Source organism: Vibrio mangrovi (assembly GCF_024346955.1).
Taxonomy (GTDB): Bacteria; Pseudomonadota; Gammaproteobacteria; order Enterobacterales; family Vibrionaceae; genus Vibrio; species Vibrio mangrovi.
On the sequence record NZ_AP024883.1, the window covers coordinates 159,045 to 178,019 of the forward strand.

Below are 18,975 nucleotides of genomic sequence, written 5' to 3' on the forward strand. Positions count from 1 at the left end.
TCCGGTTAAAGCATTGGAACTTCAGATGATGGTGTCAGTGCATCACTTTCCACCACATGAACCTGAGCCCCGTTACTTAAGCGGACCTGACCGGAAGTAACAAGCGTATCTCCGTCTTTCACACCACTTAAAATATGAGCAACGTCTTTCTTCCGTTCACCCACCTGGATGACATGTTGCTGAACCCGCTGTTTACCATCTTTTTCAGTCACGATATAAACGCTGTCTCCGTAGAGGGTATAGGCAATCGATACCTGAGGAATAATGATCTGATTTTTCTGTACCGGAAGTAATATGTTTGCTTTGGCGAACATGCCGCTACGTAACTTACCGTCGCTATTCGGGATATTGGCTTCCACCTGAACCAGACCACTCTGGGCATTGACAGCTGGTTCAATCGCTTTAATCGAACCTTTAAATGAGTCATCGGGATAGGCATCGACAGATATATCAACAGCCTGACCAATAGAAATTTTGGAGAGATCCGTTTGTGGTATGGTGAAATGCAGACGCATGACGGACGTATCTTCCAGACGCACAATATTGGAACCGATATTCAGGTACTCACCGACATAGATGTTCCGGATCCCGACAGAGCCGGAGAAAGGTGCGGTGATTTCGCGTCGGGCTATTGTTGCTTTCAGGCTTTCGATATCGGCAGACAGGGAGAAGTAAGCAGCTTCTGCTTCATCAAAAGATTCTTTAGATAGGGAGCCTTTCGCATAAAGACCTCTATAGCGCTCATATTTAGCCTGTGCAGCCGGTAAACGGGCCTGAGCACTTTTCAGATTTGCTTTCTCAACGGCAGAGTCAAGAGCAAGTAGCATTTGCCCTTTTTGTACCGAAGCGCCAGACTCGAATGCAATGTCTTTAATTACACCACTGGTTTCAGTTGTGAGGGTCACACCCTGTTTGGGTTCGATAAATCCAATTGCTTCAATAATCGGTGTCCAGTCTTGTGCTTTGACCTGAGAAACTGTCACGGGAAAAGAAGGTTCGGGCATGTTGGCAAAGTAGTCATTCATCCCTTTTTGCTTCAACATGTTCGCTCCGATCACGGTCCCCAGCAGTACTACAACAATAAGTAGCATCAAGAGTGTCCATAGTAATGTCCGCTTTTTCATTCTGATGTTAAACTCCACATTTAGTGATGAACCTGCCTCAACAAGTTTGTTCCCCCAGTTTCTGCAACAAGATGTTTCTGACAAAGCTGAATCAGTGATCAGAACAATTGGTTCGCTTGATTGCTAACTTTTTGTATTGAAGCGTGAATTAGGGGCCATTATAGCTTACAGAGTAGCCACATATGCAATACACTTGTGCAGTAAATTATGTAAAAAATAGCATATTTCCATTTGTGGTAATCTAATTGGCTCAGCATTATCATTAGGGCGCGTTAATGCCTCAGTAAACCAGTCATCAAGTTCAGAGCAGATGAGATAACGGATGAAGTTGAATCCAAGACAAGATGAAGCCGTCAAATATATATCCGGCCCGTGTTTAGTGCTTGCCGGAGCCGGATCAGGTAAGACCAGAGTAATTACCAATAAAATTGCTTATCTGGTTCAGCAATGTGGTTATAAAGCCCGTAATATTGCCGCAGTCACCTTTACCAATAAAGCTGCCAGAGAAATGAAAGAACGGGTAGCTCAGACTTTGGGGAAAAAAGAGTCCCGGGGTCTGATGGTTTCGACTTTTCATACATTAGGTCTGAATATTATCCGCCGGGAATATAAAGCACTTGGGCTTAAAGCCGGTTTTTCCCTGTTTGATGATCAGGACCAGCTGGCCTTACTCAAAGAACTGACAGAGAAACAGATCGATGGTGATAAAGATCTGTTGCGTCAGTTGCTCAGCACCATCTCTAACTGGAAAAACGACATGCTTTCTCCGGCACAGGCAAAGGCAAGTGCCAGAGGTGAGCAGCAACAGCTGTTCGCTTTTTGTTATGAGCAATATCAGAATCAGATGAAAGCTTACAATGCGCTGGATTTTGACGATTTGATTTTAATGCCGGTCTTCCTGCTGAAAAACAATGATGAAGTCCGCCAGCACTGGCAATCGAGAATTCGCTATCTGCTGGTCGATGAATATCAGGATACCAACACCAGTCAGTATGAGTTGGTTAAACTGCTGGTGGGAGAGCGTGGCCGGCTTACGGTGGTTGGTGATGATGACCAGTCGATTTATTCGTGGCGGGGTGCCAAACCACAGAATCTGGTATTGCTGGGAGAAGATTACCCGAATCTACGCTTGATTAAGCTGGAGCAGAATTATCGTTCGACCAACCGGATTTTGCATTCAGCCAATATCCTGATTGCCAACAATGACCACGTATACGAAAAGAAGCTCTTTTCTGAGTTGCCTGATGGCGAGAAACTGAAAGTGATCATGGCGAACAATGAGGAGCATGAAGCCGAACGTGCTACCGGTGAAATCATTGCGCATAAATTTATCAATCATACCGATTATCGTGATTACGCAATTCTGTATCGGGGGAATCATCAGTCGCGTCTGATTGAGAAGAGCCTGATGCAGAACCGGGTTCCCTATAAAATCTCCGGAGGTACTTCTTTCTTTGCCCGTTCAGAGATTAAAGACATCATGGCTTATCTGCGGGTTTTGGTGAATCCGGATGATGACAACGCCTTTCTTCGTATCGTCAATACACCCCGGCGCGAAATCGGACCAGCAACATTAGAGAAACTGGGAAGCTATGCCAACATGCGGGGTAAAAGCTTATTTGAAGCCAGTTTTGAAATCGGTCTGGAACAGCACCTGACGGGAAAAGGTCTGGAACGTCTGAGACGTTTTACCCACTGGCTGGTGAAATTATCGGATCAGGCGGAAAGAGGAGATACGGTTGAAGTGACCCGTTCTCTGGTGCGTGATATCCACTACGAAGACTGGTTGTATGAAACGTCGTCGAGTCCGAAAGCTGCCGAGATGAGAATGAAGAATGTCTCTGACCTCTATTCATGGATTGTCGCAGATCTGGAAGGAGACAATTACGATCAGGAAGCCAAGTCGCTCAAGGAAGTTGTTCAGCGTCTGACGTTACGTGACATGATGGAGCGGGGTGAAGAGAGTGATGATAGCGATGCGGTACAACTAATGACACTGCATGCGTCGAAAGGTCTGGAATTCCCTTATGTTTATCTGATTGGTGCTGAAGAAGGGATCTTACCCCATCAAACGAGCATTGATGAAGAGAACATAGAGGAAGAACGGCGGTTAATGTATGTCGGGATCACCAGAGCTCAGAGAGAAATGACATTCATTGTCTGTAAAGAACGGCGTCAGTTCGGAGAACTGATTCGTCCGACACAGAGCCGGTTTCTTGATGAATTACCTTATGATGATGTGTCTTGGGAGCAAAAGAAAAAAGAGCTTTCACCGCAGGAACGGATGGAAAAAGGGCAGGCTCACATTGCTAATTTGCGAGCCATGTTTAAAAAGGATTCTTGACGAATGAATACGGAAAAGCAACGATAGAGCGCGGAATGATGATGTGCTTTTCTGATGACATTTCAGGGCGTCTGGTAGTGGAAGCTGAGATATTTTCAACTACTACTGACGAAAAAGGCGTCAAACGGTAAAAAAAGTTGAAAAAAAGCTAGACGCCAAAGAGTGATATCCGTATCATTCCACTCCGCCGATAGGGCATGAAGCGCCCGTAGCTCAGCTGGATAGAGCGTTGGCCTCCGGAGCCAAAGGTCGAAGGTTCGAATCCTTTCGGGCGCGCCATTGCGGAGGAATTGTCGGCAACAGACGTATGGTGGCTATAGCTCAGTTGGTAGAGCCCCGGATTGTGATTCCGGTTGTCGCGAGTTCGAGTCTCGTTAGCCACCCCATCTTCTCTTGAGAATAGACTCGATTGAGGTTGTTTTTCAGAAAGATTCGCGTGCTGTGAGCCTCTGGTATTTGTCCTGTAGCAGTGGCAGTTAATAAAAGAAATATGTATCGGTGAATAGCGCAGTTTGGTAGCGCATCTGGTTTGGGACCAGAGGGTCGGGGGTTCGAATCCCTCTTCACCGACCACTTTTCAGTGGTGGCTATAGCTCAGTTGGTAGAGCCCCGGATTGTGATTCCGGTTGTCGCGAGTTCGAGTCTCGTTAGCCACCCCATTTATTCTCGGTGAATAGCGCAGTTTGGTAGCGCATCTGGTTTGGGACCAGAGGGTCGGGGGTTCGAATCCCTCTTCACCGACCACTTTCGAAGCCTCGGCAAATGCCGGGGCTTTTTTGTATCCGACATTTGTTCCGTGTCCCGCTTTCATCATGCAAAACATAAATAGCGTAGTTTGGTAGCGCATCCGTTCCCTGAAAATAAGCGGACCAGAGGATGGTTTTCGGGGGTTCGAATCCCTCTTCACCGACCACTTTCGAAGCCTCGGCAGATGCCGGGGCTTTTTTGTCTCTGCTGTTACCTACCTGCCAATTTCACATAAAAACCAAATCTATATATCTCTAATTGCTTATTTCTCATATAAGTCTTGGTAAACATGCACTGCGAATCTCTAGTGAGAGTATGATCTAAATCTGATTGAGTCGCAGTCATGAATATTTATCGATCAGTATGGATAGGTAACGATTTTGGTGCAGCATAATTGACTATATGGTCAAGATGTAAGTTGTAACAGTTTAGTTAATATGTGAGTGGAATTAATAACCAGAATAATTGGTTTTATTGGTCTAATATATTAGTTGTATGATTTTTGTTGGATGCTCTCAATTCTTATCAGAGGATTTATAGCATTTTTCTGTATGAGTGTTGAGCTTACTGGTCAAAAACTGTTTTAGATTATTATTCTTATATTTGAATTTTTATTGATACTTATATCTGATTACGATTACATTTCTATGCGGCTTTTTGCACTTTTTGTATATAAGAATAATGCACAAAAAAAGCATTTTTATTCGATTATTATCGTGACTTTTGCGGTTTTATTGAATTTTTATACTGTATTTATTGCTTTTTTTTGAAATTTTTGCAAAATGATAGACTTTGTGAGTAGTCAGCAGAATATGCTGATATGAAAGGATTCAACTCTTCAAGCCCGGTATCAGCTTCGGGCGTCAGAGGTCAAAATTTGTCATGTCTCTTTTAGAAGTTAAAAATCTTCGAATCGAATATCCGTCACGTCATGGTGTTCATGCCGCAGTGAAATCACTTTCTTTCCAGATTGAACGGGGAGAAATCGTCGGCGTCGTAGGAGAATCCGGTGCCGGTAAATCAACAGTCGGAAATGCAGTCATTGATCTGCTGAGTCCTCCGGGCGTGATTGCTGGTGGTGAGGTCTATTTAAATGGTGAAAAGATTTCAGGACTGTCTCCTGAGCAGATGAGAAGTGTGCGGGGATCGAAAATCGGTTTTATCTTCCAGGATCCAATGACATCGCTCAATCCGTTATTTACCGTTGAACAACAACTGAAAGAAACGATTCATGCCAATATGAAAGTGACCGATGAGGAAGCTTATCAACGGGCACTTTCATTGATGCAGCAGGTCGGGATTCCACAACCGGAAAATCGTTTAAAACAGTACCCGCACCAGTTTTCCGGAGGGATGCGCCAACGGGTTGTGATTGCCATTGCTTTGGCCGGAGAACCAGACCTGATTATTGCCGATGAGCCAACCACAGCATTGGATGTGTCCATTCAGGACCAGATTTTGAATCTGATTCGGGAACTGTGTGTTCAGCATCAGGTTGGTTGCATGCTGGTTACCCACGATATGGGCGTTGTTTCGAATGTCACTGATCAGGTTGCGGTGATGTATCGTGGTGATCTGGTTGAATTCGGTCCGACAGAAAAAGTGTTGGGAACACCGCAACACCCTTATACGAAAAGCCTGATTTCAGCGGTGCCGCGTTCGGATGTGAAACTTGATCGTTTTCCGCTGGTGAGCTACATCGAAGAAGCCAGTGAGATGGAACCGCTGGATGTGAAGAATCACTGGCTTGGACAGAGTCAGGATCAGCGGAGCTATACCGGTGCGTTATTGCAGGTTGAAAACGTAAACCTGCGTTTTACTACCAAAGATTCTTTGTTTGAAAGCCGGCGTGAATATGTGCAGGCTTCAAATAATGTGAGCTTTGAGGTTATGGAAGGCGAAACCTTTGGGCTGGTCGGGGAATCCGGCTCTGGGAAGTCCACTATCGCCCGGGTCATCGCCGGTTTGTACACACCGAATTCCGGAAAAATTACTTTTGAAGGGATTGATTTGACTGCACTGGCTTCAGAAAAAGCTCGTCGGCCACTTCGCCGCCAGATGCAGATGGTGTTTCAGAATCCATACACTTCAATGAATCCTCGTATGAAGGTCTTTGACATTATTGCTGAGCCGATTCGCTTTCACCACCTGACGAGAAACGAAGCTGAAACACGGCAGATTGTCAGCGATTTGCTGGATCATGTCGGTTTAGGCCGGGCGTCCGGCGTGAAATATCCGCATGAATTTTCCGGCGGCCAGCGTCAGCGGATTTCTATCGCCCGTGCTTTGGCAACCCGTCCCAGACTGTTAATTTGTGATGAGCCGACATCAGCGCTGGATGTCTCGGTTCAGGCTCAGATTCTTAATCTGCTGAAAGATTTACAGACAGAATTAAATCTGACGATGCTCTTTATCAGCCATGATTTACCGGTGATACGCCAGATGTGTGATCGGGTTGGCGTGATGAAGATGGGAACATTACTTGAAGTTGCGCCGACAGAAACACTGTTTTCTGCTCCGCAGCATGAATATAGCCGTCAGTTGATCTCTCTGATGCCTGAATTTACCGGGCTCAAAGAAGATATTGCGGCTATCAGTTGATCTCAACCATAAAACAGAAGCAAACATACTAAGGGATGCACTTCCCGCATAAGGAGTTATGCAATGAAAATGATGAAAAGCAAACTGGCAGTGGCATTGATGGCTGTTGGTCTTAGTTTTGCAGCATCAGCTGCGGATATTACGATTGCTTATGATGCCGATCCGGTATCGATGGATCCTCAGGAACAGTTGTCAGGTGCAACCCTACAACTTTCTCATATGGTTTTTGACCCGCTTGTTCGCCTCACCCAGTCTAAAGAGTTTGAACCCCGTCTGGCGAAAAGTTGGGAACGAATCAATGATACAACGATGCGTTTTCACCTGCGTCAGGGAGTGAAGTTTCATTCCGGGAACAGCTTTTCTGCTGATGATGTTATCTGGACGTTTAACCGTCTGAAATCATCGGGTGATTACAAAGGTATTTTTGACTCAGTGACCAAGGCCGTGAAGGTTGATGATTATACCGTTGATCTGGTTACCAAAGGTCCATATCCACTTATCCTGCAAAATGCGACTTATATTTTTGTCATGGACAGTAAGTTCTATTCAGGAAAAACCGCAGACGGTAAAGATAAGTCAGAAATCGTTAAACACGGCAACTCATTTGCATCGACTAATGAATCTGGCACCGGTCCATTTATGATCACCTACCGCGAACAAGGTGTGAAAGTTGAATTCGAACGGTTCAAAGATTACTGGGATAAAGCCTCAAAAGGGAATGTTGATCACCTGACCTGGGTGCCAATCAAAGAAGATGCAACCCGTGTTGCGGCATTACTTTCTGGTGATGTTGATATGATTGCACCGGTTGCGCCGAATGATCTCGGGCGGATTGATGAAGCGAAAGGGATTGATTTGGTTACCATTTCCGGTGAACGCATTATTACCTTCCAGATGAATGAGAATAGCCAGCCTGCATTTAAAGACAAGCGTGTTCGCGAAGCTGTGGTTTACGCCATCAATAACACCGGTATCGTGAAAAAAATCATGAAAGGTTTCGGGACCGCAGCCGCGCAACAGAGCCCGATTGGGTTTACTGGCTACAATCCTGATCTGAAGCCACGTTATGACCTGAAAAAAGCCAAGGCTCTGATGAAAGAAGCCGGTTATGAGAAAGGTTTCAAAATCTCGATGATTGCACCGAACAACCGTTATGTGAACGATGCAAAAATCGCTCAGACTGTAGCATCTATGTTGTCTAAGATCGGTATCAAAGTTGACCTGAAAACAATGCCAAAAGCACAGTACTGGCCTGAATTTGATAAATGTTCTGCAGATATGTTGATGATTGGCTGGGAGTCGGATACTCAGGACTCCGGAAACTTTACCGAGTATCTGATGATGACCCGGAATGCTGAAACGGGTAAAGGTCAGTATAACTGTGGTTATTACTCAAATCCTGAAGTCGATCGTTTAGTTGATGCATCAAATGTTGAAACCGATCCGGCGAAGCGTTCAGCTATGTTGAAAGAGGTTGAAACGAAACTGTATCAGGATGCTGCATTCGTACCATTACACTGGCAAAACCTTGCCTGGGGTGCAAAATCAAATGTGGATATCAAACCGATCGTCAACTCTATGAACTATCCATATCTGGGTGATCTGGTCGTCAAAGAGTAACGACATCTGCTTAACCTGCTCTCTTCGGGAGCAGGTTTGTATTTGTTTTCCTGTTTTTCAATTGTGGCGCTTATTTAGTTCAGTCGGATAAGCGTCCTTTTCAGACTGAACATTCGTTAGGGTCATTCGGCTTGTAACGTCGTCATAGATAGCCAAGGGGCAAGGTATGTTCTCTTTCCTGATCAAGCGTCTTATTCAGGCGTTTGTCGTGATGTTTGTAATTAGTGTGGTGGCTTTTGCTATCCAGGATAATTTAGGCGATCCATTGCGTGAGCTGGTGGGCCAGTCTGTGTCAGAAGCACAGCGACAAGTGCTGCGTGATGAGATGGGATTGAACGATCCGTTTCTGATTAAATATACCCGTTTTGTCAAAGCTGCGGCTCATGGTGACTTGGGCACGTCTTATTTCTTCAAGCGCCCGGCACTGGACGTAATTCTGGAAAAACTGGTCGCAACGCTGGAACTGGTTTTTGGGGCAACGGTTATCATTATCTGTCTGTCGATTCCCCTTGGTGTTTATTCGGCAATACATCCAAAAAGCTTTTTTACCAAGGTTGTCATGGCCGCGAGTAGTATTGGTATTTCGATTCCCGTCTTTCTGACAGCAATCATGCTGATGTATGTATTCTCAATTGAGCTGGGATGGCTGCCTTCTTATGGGCGGGGAGAAACCGCCAATGTGCTGGGCTGGGAATCCGGCTACTTTACGCTGGACGGGTTAGCTCATTTAATTCTGCCGTGTATCTCTCTGGCATCGATCATGTTGCCGCTGTTTATTCGTCTGGTGCGTTCGGAAATGCTGGAAGTGCTGAGTTCCGAATACATTAAATTTGCCAAGGCAAAAGGTCTGGCACTGAACAAAATTTATTACCGTCATGCGCTGAAAAATACCATGCTACCGGTCCTGACCGTTGGCGGGGTTCAGATCGGTACGATGGTGGCGTACACCATCCTGACGGAGACTGTTTTTCAGTGGCCGGGGACCGGTTTTCTGTTTCTGGAAGCAATCAACCGGGTTGATACACCTTTGATTACAGCATACGTGATTTTCGTCGGACTCATTTTTGTGGTCACCAATACGATTGTCGATCTGTTATATGGATTGATTAACCCAACTGTAAATCTCACCGGAAAAGGAGCGTGATGATGAAAACGACTGTATCCGCCCCGTCTCTCTGGGAGCGTTTTAAAAAATCGGATTTTCTGTACTATTTTCTGCATGACAAAGTGGCAATGTTCAGTTTTGCCGTCTTTGTTGTTTTTGTTGCGGTCTCTTTGCTGGCCCCGGTCATTGCACCGACTGACCCTTATGATCTGACATCACTGGATATCATGGATTCTGAAATTCCACCGATGTGGATGCCTGATGGTGAAAGCCGCTTTTTACTCGGCACTGATGATCAGGGTCGGGATATACTCTCAACCATGTTATATGGCTCAAGACTTTCTCTGACAATCGGCTTTCTGGCCGTAGGATTGCAACTGTTTCTGGGGATTATTATCGGTTTGTCATCCGGGTATTTTGGCGGACGAATCGATAACTTCCTGATGCGTTTTGCTGATGTCCAGCTGTCATTTTCAACAATGATGGTCGCCATCATTGTTTCGGCAATTTTTAAGGCAAGTTTCGGTAGTGAGTTCTATAGTGAATATGCGGTTGTGATGTTGGTTGTCATTATCGGTATTGCTGAATGGCCTCAATATGCGAGGACGATTCGTGCCTCGGTTCTGGCTGAGAAGAAGAAAGAATATGTGGAAGCTGCCCGGGTCATGGGGTTTAAGTCTCCACGGATCATGTTCCGTCACATATTGCCGAATTGCCTGTCTCCGATTCTGGTGATCTCAACGGTTCAGGTTGCCAATGCGATCATGTCTGAAGCGGCACTTTCTTTCCTCGGTCTGGGTTTGCCGGTTGAACAGCCGTCACTAGGCTCACTGATTAGTATCGGATTTAACTATATTTTCTCCGGCTCATGGTGGATTACCGCATTTCCGGGAATTGTGTTGGTGATGCTTGTTCTGGTCATTAACCTGCTTGGAGACTGGCTCAGGGATGTATTTAATCCCAAAATTTATAAAGGATGACGAAGTCGATTGATTTTTCGATGAAAATTTTCCTAAACTGAGCCGTATATGATGAGATACGGCTCTTTTTTTGCATATATTCTTTGGATCGTATCGGAGCAGTGTTGTGAACAGTTGATTATCTGACTACTTAATGTAATGAAAGGACTTTGTTGTGAATGTGATGATGACAGTCACCAAAAGTACCCTGATGAGTCTCGCCTTATTTTATTCCGCTTTCTGGGCTCACTGGGTGAATGCACAAGAAGAATTTCTTTGTGATGCAACGCAGGCATCGACACAGGAGCTCCCTGTTCTTGACCGGGCGTGTCCTGTTGGCGAAGGCTTATGGGGAAAGCGCCAGCCTCAGGGCAAGGATTCCATGTTTTGGATCCAGTGTGGTATTTTCAAACAGCCGATGCCATTAGAGGATGCGAAAGTTCTCTACCAGCAAATTTCCACAGATGTCTGGATGAAACCCGGAACCAATCAGTACCGCTGTCTGATCGGGCCGTATGATAATATTCGTCAGGCAAGACTGGAGCTGGATAAAATCCGTCAACTACCTGACTATCATGAAGCCTTTATCCGGGAAGTGAGTAAAAACCGAAAGTTATCTTCGGTATCCAGGCCGCAAAAAGTATCTCCTCCAAAGAAAGCATCTGCTCCTAAAAGCAGACCTGCTCAGCCACCAGCACCTCAAACGGTGGCTCCTCAAACACCAATGGCTCAGCCAAAAGCACCGACGCCTCATCCTGTGGCAGAACCGGCTAAGTCTCCTTCAGCAGCAATAACAATCCCGGCTGCAGGAAATATCACCATCCGCAAACAGACAGCGATTGCAGGTGTTAACTATGCGATTCCGTTTCTGGGGAGGGAAGCTTCTCAGTTTTATATGGAATATGAACTGCCCTGGAATCGGTTAAGCTATGATCAGGCATATGCGACCTGCCAAAAAATTGGCATGAATCTGGCGACAGAGCGTCAATGGCACCAACTATTGGCGTCTCAGGTTATGACCCGGGAAAAATGGCCGGTTTATCTCCCTTATTGGGGAGTGAATAAAAAAGGCATGTTCACTAGTGGAAAGGTAAGTCAGTTAAAAGGGACATCATTACTGAATGTTCTTTGTGTTCAATAGTTATCTGGGTATATATCAGAGCATGTGTTGAACTGATCCGATAAGTTTATAGAAAAATCCTTATCGGATTTATCTTATGTTAGTCCCGTCAAATTTTTTGGTATTACCAGCATAATTCATAGCGGTATTCCGGTTTTTTTGTGGTACAAGATTATTAACTTGATAAATACTACTAGAAGATATTAATAATAATCAGAAATGTTTTATTAAAACTTATTTCTGTTTGTGATTTTTAGAATAAACGTCAGCTTTTATATAATTTACTAATATTGGTTTCGACTTAGAGTTTGAAATTTTATTTCATGCTGTTTCAGTTTTTATTATTTATTTCACTCAGGCAATTAACTGATATAAACAACATTAATCTCAGTTGGTTTGTGGGTGGTGTAATTATATAGATAAGATCTACTTGTATCAGTTGTTTACCAATATTATAAAGTTTCTGAAAGAAAATATAATAATAAATTTATTGTAGTCACATGGCTATGACTATATCTCTGTGGGATTTCTACAAGAATAATAATGACATGTAAATATGTTTTAATGAACCGGAGTTTTTGAATGAGCGTTTTTTTTGATAGGTTAAGAATAAATAAACAATGGGTTCGGCTTTTGTTTCCCATACTTACATTAGTATTTTCCAGTACTGTGTCAGCTAAATTAATCGGTGTCTCCATGAGCAATGATGATAACTTCCTGAATATCATCGCGACCAATATTGAGGCAGCAATTGATGAGCGGGGAGATGATGTTTATCTGGATTATGCCTATTGGGATTTTGATACCCAACTGGCACAGATCAAAAGTTTCGTGAAGGTTGGTGTTGACGCCATTATTGTTGTCGCTGTTTCCGGAGATGAGAAATATAACCAGCAACTGATTCAGGCTGCCGGTCGTACACCGATAGTATTTGTAAACAACGAGCCTTTTGCCGATTTGTCTAAGCTGCCGGAAGATGTGGTTTATGTCGGTGCGGATGAAGCTATGTCCGGTACGATGGAGATGGAAGCATTGGCGAAGCTGGCAAACTACCAGGGCCGTGTTGCTTTATTAGTCGGGGCTGCTGATCATCCGGCCGCTAAAATGAGAACTCAAGATGTGAAGGATGTTTTAGCTAAATATCCGGGAATGGAACTGGTTGTCAGTCAGGTTGGTAACTGGCAGAGAAATCAGGGCTATAAGATTGTTACCAACTGGGTAGCACAGAAAATTGATTTCAACATTCTGGTGTCGAACAACGATGAGATGGTCATTGGTGGAATGATGGCTCTACAGGATGCAAAGCTGAATGTGAAATCATATTTTACCGGTGGTATTGATGCAACGCAGGATGCATTAAAAGAGATGGAAAAAGGTAATCTTGATGTGACGGTATTACAGGATGCCGTTGCTCAGGCGAGAGGAAGTGTTGATGTGAGTTATAAACTCATGGCCAGACAGCACGTTGAATCACCTTATTGGATCCCATTCCGCTTAATCACGCCTGAAAATTATAAGCAGCTTTTAAATAATTAATAATAAACAGTGCTTGCAGCTTATAAATATTATATAGAGGATTGCATGATGTCTTTAGTAAAAAGAATTGTCAGTGGCTTTGCTATCTTGTTGGTTGCTCTGCTTGCGATGGGAATGGTTAGTTATTATGCCATGAATCAGATTCAGAAAGATTTACACCGAATTACAGATGATACTCTGCCACTCTCTCAGAGAGCTAATGATATTAAAGTAAATATTCTACAACAAAACCAGATTGTTATGTCAATGTACAACGAAGATCATCTGGAACATATTGATGGAATTGAATCATCATTCAACGATATTGAGTCTCGCTTGACTGATATGATAAATACTATTCCTAATGATTTAATTGTTCAGAGTGAAGTTTTGTCAGAAGCATTAACTGATATTAAACAGAATCGCCGGAACTACTCAGCTAATTCGAAAGAACTGATTACACTTCATCGTCAATCGATTTCGATTAACCAGAAGATCAACAGCGAGTTAAAAATTCTGAATAATCTACAACGTCGTCTGACTTATTATTTGGCTAAATATTCATCCAGCCGCTATACCGATAAAGATTTTCAGTTAACTGTGGTTGGTTTGGACAGAGAAGTGAAACGTGTGCTGAACGCATTTAGTACTTATCTGGTCGATGGCAAGCTGGCAGGTTTCAATACAAGACTCGAAGGTGCAGATGTTGTTATTTCCGGGCTATTTAAAGTCATCAAACAGTACGACACCGATAAAGGAAAATTGTTTACTCTGATGCTTGAGCCTCTCCTGTTCGAATTGACTGACCCGAATGGTCTTTATCAGCTCTATAATGTGCAGGCTCAGAACAAAGAGCAGGTGAACGAATTACTGGCGGAGACGAATAAGAATATTGATGGCTTACTGGTGTCGGTCAACTCATTTGTCGGACAGGCGCAGGAAATGGTCCGCAATGCTCAGACGGATTCGGAGGCCAGTATCGCACTAATTGAGCGGGTAATGCTTATCGTAAGTGCTGTCGCAGTTTTAATTGCAGTCATGATGCCGCTCAGAATTGCCGGGTGGGTAAGACAGGCTCTGAAGCGATTCCGGGAAGCATTGATGGAAATGACTCAGGGTGATTTGCGGGTCCGGTTTGATCAATCTAAAAGAGATGAATTTGGTGAGTTAGGCGGATATCTGAACGATTTAGCTGACAATCTGCGTCAGACATTTTCTGAACTGATCAGTTCGGCAGATAACCTGACTCAGGTTTCTGACGGAAATGCCAGAGTCAGCGAACAGACAACTTCTGCAGTGAGTCATCAGCAACAGTTACTTGAAAGCACTGCATCAGCCATGACTGAGATGGAAAGTTCTGTCGCAGAGGTTGCACAGCGGGCGCAGGATACAATGATGGCTGCGGAGCAGGCCAGTGAGCAGGTACAGAGTGTCGGGCAAATGATTCAGCAAGCCGTCGATAATATAAAAGAGCAGGCTGAGCAGATTGAAGAAACCTCACAAACGGCACTGGAACTGAACGAGTACGGACAGAAGATTGACGGCATTATTGAGACGATTCAGGAGATTGCCGAGCAGACCAATCTTCTGGCGTTAAATGCCGCGATTGAGGCCGCCCGTGCCGGAGAACAGGGCCGTGGGTTTGCGGTGGTTGCCGATGAGGTTCGCTTACTGGCAAGCCGGACTAAGAACTCCACAGAAGAGATTCAGAAGATGATCGAAGTGATGCAGAATCTGATTCGGGCTGTTGTCGATACAATCAATATCAACGTGAGTAAAAATGAGACGAACATTGCTGCGGCTGAAGAGGCAGATTCTGGTCTGCGCCGGATGAGCGGTGCGATTACTCAGATTGTGGAAATGAACATGCAAATTGCTACGGCAACAGAAGAGCAGAGTGCGACAGCAAAAGAAATCAGTGCCAGTGTTGTTCATATCAGTGATTCAGCAGAAGAAACCGCTCAGGGAGCCAAAAATAACGCAGATTCAAGTCTGAGCCTGAAAGAGCAGTCGTATCATCAGCGGCAGTTGATTGAAAAGTATCGGGTTTAGGAAGCGTGTTACTTCTTGAAAATTTTCTGCTATTTGCTCCTGTAGTATGACGCACAATGAATTTCACCAGTTTCAGGAACATCAGTGTCATGTGCGCCAGTTCCTCTTTCGGAGATGAAAGAGGAACCAGGAAATCTTTTTTTGTTGATTTGGTAACACGTGGTCCAGAACCGGCTTTTACGGGCATCCTGCCCGGAAAAGCCTAACCATTCATCCTTGAATGGTTTTCTTCGTTCAGCGATCCGTTTAATTTGGGTAAAACATAATAGAAGCCGATTGGTCGATGAACTCAGGGGAAAAATCAGGGATGATTTTTCAGGATTTGCTGAGCAGGATGCGAATAAATCCGACCCTGATAGCGTGCGCTGAGGCTCATGTTAAAACGTTTTTGGTTCCTTTTGGCGTTGACCAAAAGGAACTGGTGCGCGGTCGTTGTGGTGACTGAAATTGAAAGAGTCATTGCGCATCAAACAGCAGTGTAAAGCTGGCTGAGGCAGAGCAAAAAATAAAAAATACGCCTAGATCAAACGGATTAGTTAACTCGGGTCCAGAAACTCATCGCCACAGATTCCTTCTCGATCAGTTCTAAATATTCTAGTGCAACCGGATGATTCAGCCATTGCTGGCAGTATTCCTCTGCCTTCGACTGTGAACTGGCAATTGCTACATCGGCATAGAGTCCGTCAGCACCGCGGACAAGGAAGTGAAGAATCAACTCTTCCTGATTGGTAAGAAACTCTGATTCTACTTTCCGGGAGAGTTCCACTAATGTTGCTTCTGTAACGCCTTCTTTGAGCTTGAATGTCGCGAATTCCATGCCGCCGAAATTTTCAATGTTGCCGTGATGAATCATATGAATACCTCTTTTGTTTATCAATAGAGGTCAACCATAAGGCATGGCTACTGACAACACTCTGTCAGTGGCTTTCGTGTTTTTCCCGGATAGTGATATAAGCCTGAAGAGAAATATTTTCCGGTAATACCGGTGTTTCACCGGAGAGATTCAGATCAACGATATGGTCTACTCTAAAGTCCCGGTAGTCACTGCGTAAATTACACCAGCAACCGACAGTCCATTTTCCTCCCCAATAGAATAGCCCTAAAGGGAACACGGTTCGGGTTGTTACATTCCCGGAGATAGACTCATAAGTCATTACCAGCCAGCTTCCGGATTTTATTGCTGAATGTACTTTTTCCCACAGATGATACCCGGATAACTTACTGTGGGTTGCGGGAACTCTGACGGTTCGATCTTTGTCTGCGGTAAACAGTAATGTGTCTGGCATCGCAGCTTCTATTTTGGACAGCAGAGAATGGGCGGAAGATGCAAAGTCTTTACCAGTTAATGATGCGATAAAATTCACTCCGGTAATCAGAGCTTCTAATTCATTCGGCGACAGTTGTAGTGGTGGTAACTCAAATCCTTCGGATAAGCGGTATCCAATGCCAGGTTCCCCATAAACAGGAATTCCGGAAACGGATAAATCATCAATATAGCGATAGATAGTTCTTTCAGAAACCATCAATTTTTCAGCCAGTTTCTTTGCCGTAATCGGCTGATGTTTACGCAAAATATTTGTCAGTTGAAAAAGTCGATCTGATTTTCTCAAACAATAATCTCCGGAGTTCTGATGTGACAGATGATGTGAATGGATTGTTTACTGATTCTTGCTTATTCAGGCAACAGTAACGCTCATTCTTGCATCACCGTACCAGAATATATATAAAAAAGCCGCTATCACTAGCGGCTTATTATTTCTGACCTGAACGGGTTAAGTCCCTGCGGCCGTTGCAGCCTTAATGGTGTTCACCACTTTATTCCGTTCCGAAATAACAATCAGTAGCCGCTGAAGTCCGATAAAGGCGAACAACAGGATGCCGATGATTATTTTGGTCCACCATGAACTCAGTGTTCCGTCGAAGGTGATATAAGTCTGAATCAGCCCTTGTATCAGCACCCCAAAAAGAGATCCGAATACTGTGCCTACGCCTCCGGAAAGCAGGGTTCCGCCGATAACGACCGCTGCGATTGCATCCAGTTCGACGCCTACTGCAGCTAGCGGATAACCGGCTGAAGTGTAGATGGCAAAGACAATACCAGCGGTTGTCGCCAGTAAGGTCGACAGCATATAAATGCCGATAGTCGTTTGTTTGACCGCAACGCCCATTAATCCGGCAGATGTCTCATTTCCTCCGATGGCATAAACGTTGTTACCAAAACGGGTTCGATGAGCCAGCAATATACCGATAACCACGACGGCCAGCATAATTACGGCCAGCAGACTGAGTCGGCCGCCTCCGGCAATTTTCCACATACTCCGGGAAAGCTCTCTGAAGAACGGATGTGTAATCGGCAGTGACTGTTCTGAAATCAGAAAGCTGGTTCCCCGTAAGAAAAACATACCAGCCAGCGTAATGATGAACGGCGGTATTTTTAATGTATGGATTATCCAGCCCATGCCAGCGCCAAATGTGCCGCCCATGACCAGGACAATCACGATAGCCAGCTGTGGAGCAACATTCCAGTCGCCTATCATCTTGGCTAGGAATACGCCGGTAAACGCAATCACGGCCCCGACGGACAAATCGATACCGCCGGAAAGAATCACAAAGGTCATCCCGACAGCAACAATCCCCAGAAAGGCGTTGTCAGTCAGAATATTACAGATCACTCGTGTGGATGCGAAAGCAGGAAATTCAACCAGACAGATCAGGTAGCCAATCACGAAGACAATAATCGTAATAACGAGAGGTAAATTACGCTTTATCATGGTTTCGTCCTCCTTTCAGCAGTTGTATAACAGCCGGAGACTGCATCACCAGAACCACTAACACAACAATGGCTTTCACGATCTGATTCCACTGTGGCTGATAGCCGGAAAGCAGAATCCCGGTGTTGACGCCCTGAATAATCAGCGCACCAATGAGTGCGATAAAGAGATTAAAACGCCCGCCCGCGAGAGAGGTTCCCCCAATGACTACCGCGAGAATCGCATCCATTTCCAGCCATAAACCGGCATTATTGGCATCGGCTCCCCGAATATCGGCAGCGACAATCATTCCCGCAATCGCTGCGGTAATTCCGCTGATCATATAAGTGGATATCACCACAGTCGGGGCATTGATCCCGGCATTTTTAGCGGCTTTGATATTAATTCCCACCGCTTCAATAAATAAGCCCAGCGCCGTTTTTTTGGTTAGCAGCCAGATTGCCAGAGCGACGACTATCGTGATGACCACCGGTGTCGGCAGGTACAGAAAAGAGCCACTGCCTATCCAGGCGAGTGTTTCATTGTTAAAGGTGACGATTTGCCCTTCGGTAATCAGTTGAGCAATGCCTCGTCCGGCAACCATCAGGATAAGAGTGGCAACAATGGGCTGTATCTTGAATACCGCCACCAGAAAGCCATTCCATAAACCACACAGGGCACCAGCCAGTAGTGACATCAGAATAATGACCGGAACTGAATAACCCTGAGTGGCAAGACTGGCAAACGTTGCGCCACTGATAGCCATGACCGCGCCGACAGATAAATCGATACCACCGGTCGCAATGACCAGCGTCATTCCTATGGTTAACAACGCTACTGGTGAGCAGCGGTTGAGGATATCAATCACACTGCCGAACAATCGGCCGTCCTGAATATTGATGGTAAAAAAGTTGTCTGCTGCGAGACTGTTGATTAATAACACGCAGATCAGTGCTGCGATCTGCGGCGTGCCTTTCGGCAACTTCTGCTTCCAGTCAGAGCTGATATGAGCACGTAAACTTGATGTATTCATAACAT

The 18,975-nt window shown here is 44.9% G+C and carries 13 protein-coding genes and 5 tRNA genes; 13 read left to right on the forward strand and 5 right to left on the reverse strand.

The features are described from left to right. Positions 1-5: 5 nt before the first annotated feature. Complete coding sequence (locus OCU74_RS00710; protein ID WP_087481652.1) at positions 6-1,124, reverse strand: efflux RND transporter periplasmic adaptor subunit; 1,119 nt, start codon at positions 1,122-1,124, stop codon at positions 6-8. A 322-nt stretch (positions 1,125-1,446) separates the two neighbouring features. On the opposite strand from OCU74_RS00710, the gene rep reads away from it, so the two are divergent. The 13 genes from rep (at position 1,447) to OCU74_RS00775 (ending at position 15,187) form a co-directional block, all read left to right on the forward strand. Further along, positions 1,447-3,468, forward strand: coding sequence for a DNA helicase Rep (rep, locus tag OCU74_RS00715; RefSeq protein WP_087481651.1), 2,022 nt, complete (start codon positions 1,447-1,449; stop codon positions 3,466-3,468). A 202-nt stretch (positions 3,469-3,670) separates the two neighbouring features. Then, positions 3,671-3,747: transfer RNA gene (locus OCU74_RS00720), tRNA-Arg, on the forward strand. A gap of 31 nt (positions 3,748-3,778) precedes the next feature. Then, positions 3,779-3,854: transfer RNA gene (locus OCU74_RS00725), tRNA-His, on the forward strand. Positions 3,855-3,964: 110 nt separating this feature from the next. Then, positions 3,965-4,041: transfer RNA gene (locus tag OCU74_RS00730), tRNA-Pro, on the forward strand. A 10-nt stretch (positions 4,042-4,051) separates the two neighbouring features. Next, a tRNA-His gene (locus tag OCU74_RS00735) sits at positions 4,052-4,127 on the forward strand. 8 nt (positions 4,128-4,135) lie between these two features. Then, positions 4,136-4,212, forward strand: a tRNA-Pro gene (locus tag OCU74_RS00740). A gap of 885 nt (positions 4,213-5,097) precedes the next feature. Further along, on the forward strand, positions 5,098-6,816 hold the full coding sequence (locus OCU74_RS00745) for an ABC transporter ATP-binding protein (RefSeq protein ID WP_087481650.1): 1,719 nt from the start codon (positions 5,098-5,100) through the stop codon (positions 6,814-6,816). A gap of 63 nt (positions 6,817-6,879) precedes the next feature. Further along, on the forward strand, positions 6,880-8,436 hold the full coding sequence (locus tag OCU74_RS00750; protein ID WP_087481649.1) for an ABC transporter substrate-binding protein: 1,557 nt from the start codon (positions 6,880-6,882) through the stop codon (positions 8,434-8,436). Between the two features lie 166 nt (positions 8,437-8,602). Then, on the forward strand, positions 8,603-9,580 hold the full coding sequence (locus tag OCU74_RS00755) for an ABC transporter permease (RefSeq protein WP_087481648.1): 978 nt from the start codon (positions 8,603-8,605) through the stop codon (positions 9,578-9,580). Positions 9,581-9,582: 2 nt separating this feature from the next. Then, positions 9,583-10,521, forward strand: coding sequence for an ABC transporter permease (locus OCU74_RS00760; RefSeq protein ID WP_087481647.1), 939 nt, complete (start codon positions 9,583-9,585; stop codon positions 10,519-10,521). A 163-nt stretch (positions 10,522-10,684) separates the two neighbouring features. Then, positions 10,685-11,641, forward strand: a complete 957-nt coding sequence (locus OCU74_RS00765) for an SPOR domain-containing protein (protein WP_087481646.1) — start codon at positions 10,685-10,687, stop codon at positions 11,639-11,641. Between the two features lie 675 nt (positions 11,642-12,316). Beyond that, positions 12,317-13,156: a sugar ABC transporter substrate-binding protein gene (locus tag OCU74_RS00770; protein ID WP_159457440.1), complete on the forward strand. Its 840-nt coding sequence runs from the start codon at positions 12,317-12,319 to the stop codon at positions 13,154-13,156. Positions 13,157-13,201: 45 nt separating this feature from the next. Then, complete coding sequence (locus tag OCU74_RS00775; RefSeq protein WP_087481644.1) at positions 13,202-15,187, forward strand: HAMP domain-containing methyl-accepting chemotaxis protein; 1,986 nt, start codon at positions 13,202-13,204, stop codon at positions 15,185-15,187. Positions 15,188-15,719: 532 nt separating this feature from the next. Here OCU74_RS00775 and OCU74_RS00780 read toward each other — a convergent pair. The 4 genes from OCU74_RS00780 to ytfT form a co-directional block, all read right to left on the reverse strand. Continuing rightward, entirely contained in the window at positions 15,720-16,040 is a 321-nt protein-coding gene (locus OCU74_RS00780) for a hypothetical protein (RefSeq protein ID WP_087481643.1), read from the reverse strand. Positions 16,041-16,104: 64 nt separating this feature from the next. Next, positions 16,105-16,797 carry a helix-turn-helix transcriptional regulator gene (locus OCU74_RS00785; protein ID WP_087481642.1) on the reverse strand — a complete coding sequence of 231 codons (693 nt, stop codon included), beginning with the start codon at positions 16,795-16,797 and terminating at the stop codon, positions 16,105-16,107. 162 nt (positions 16,798-16,959) lie between these two features. Next, a complete protein-coding gene (gene yjfF, locus OCU74_RS00790; protein WP_087481641.1) occupies positions 16,960-17,958 on the reverse strand; it encodes a galactofuranose ABC transporter, permease protein YjfF in 999 nt (332 codons plus the stop codon). Then, on the reverse strand, positions 17,945-18,970 hold the full coding sequence (gene ytfT / locus OCU74_RS00795; RefSeq protein WP_087481640.1) for a galactofuranose ABC transporter, ATP-binding protein YtfT: 1,026 nt from the start codon (positions 18,968-18,970) through the stop codon (positions 17,945-17,947). Before ytfT ends, yjfF begins: the two co-directional genes overlap by 14 nt. Positions 18,971-18,975: the final 5 nt, after the last annotated feature.

Coding starts and splice junctions, on each gene's coding strand:
- OCU74_RS00710 (WP_087481652.1), bottom strand. CDS start 1,124: ATGAAAAAGCGGACATTACTATGGACACTCTTGATGCTACTTATTGTT.
- rep (WP_087481651.1), top strand. CDS start 1,447: ATGAAGTTGAATCCAAGACAAGATGAAGCCGTCAAATATATATCCGGC.
- OCU74_RS00745 (WP_087481650.1), top strand. CDS start 5,098: ATGTCTCTTTTAGAAGTTAAAAATCTTCGAATCGAATATCCGTCACGT.
- OCU74_RS00750 (WP_087481649.1), top strand. CDS start 6,880: ATGAAAATGATGAAAAGCAAACTGGCAGTGGCATTGATGGCTGTTGGT.
- OCU74_RS00755 (WP_087481648.1), top strand. CDS start 8,603: ATGTTCTCTTTCCTGATCAAGCGTCTTATTCAGGCGTTTGTCGTGATG.
- OCU74_RS00760 (WP_087481647.1), top strand. CDS start 9,583: ATGAAAACGACTGTATCCGCCCCGTCTCTCTGGGAGCGTTTTAAAAAA.
- OCU74_RS00765 (WP_087481646.1), top strand. CDS start 10,685: ATGATGACAGTCACCAAAAGTACCCTGATGAGTCTCGCCTTATTTTAT.
- OCU74_RS00770 (WP_159457440.1), top strand. CDS start 12,317: ATGAGCAATGATGATAACTTCCTGAATATCATCGCGACCAATATTGAG.
- OCU74_RS00775 (WP_087481644.1), top strand. CDS start 13,202: ATGATGTCTTTAGTAAAAAGAATTGTCAGTGGCTTTGCTATCTTGTTG.
- OCU74_RS00780 (WP_087481643.1), bottom strand. CDS start 16,040: ATGATTCATCACGGCAACATTGAAAATTTCGGCGGCATGGAATTCGCG.
- yjfF (WP_087481641.1), bottom strand. CDS start 17,958: ATGATAAAGCGTAATTTACCTCTCGTTATTACGATTATTGTCTTCGTG.
- ytfT (WP_087481640.1), bottom strand. CDS start 18,970: ATGAATACATCAAGTTTACGTGCTCATATCAGCTCTGACTGGAAGCAG.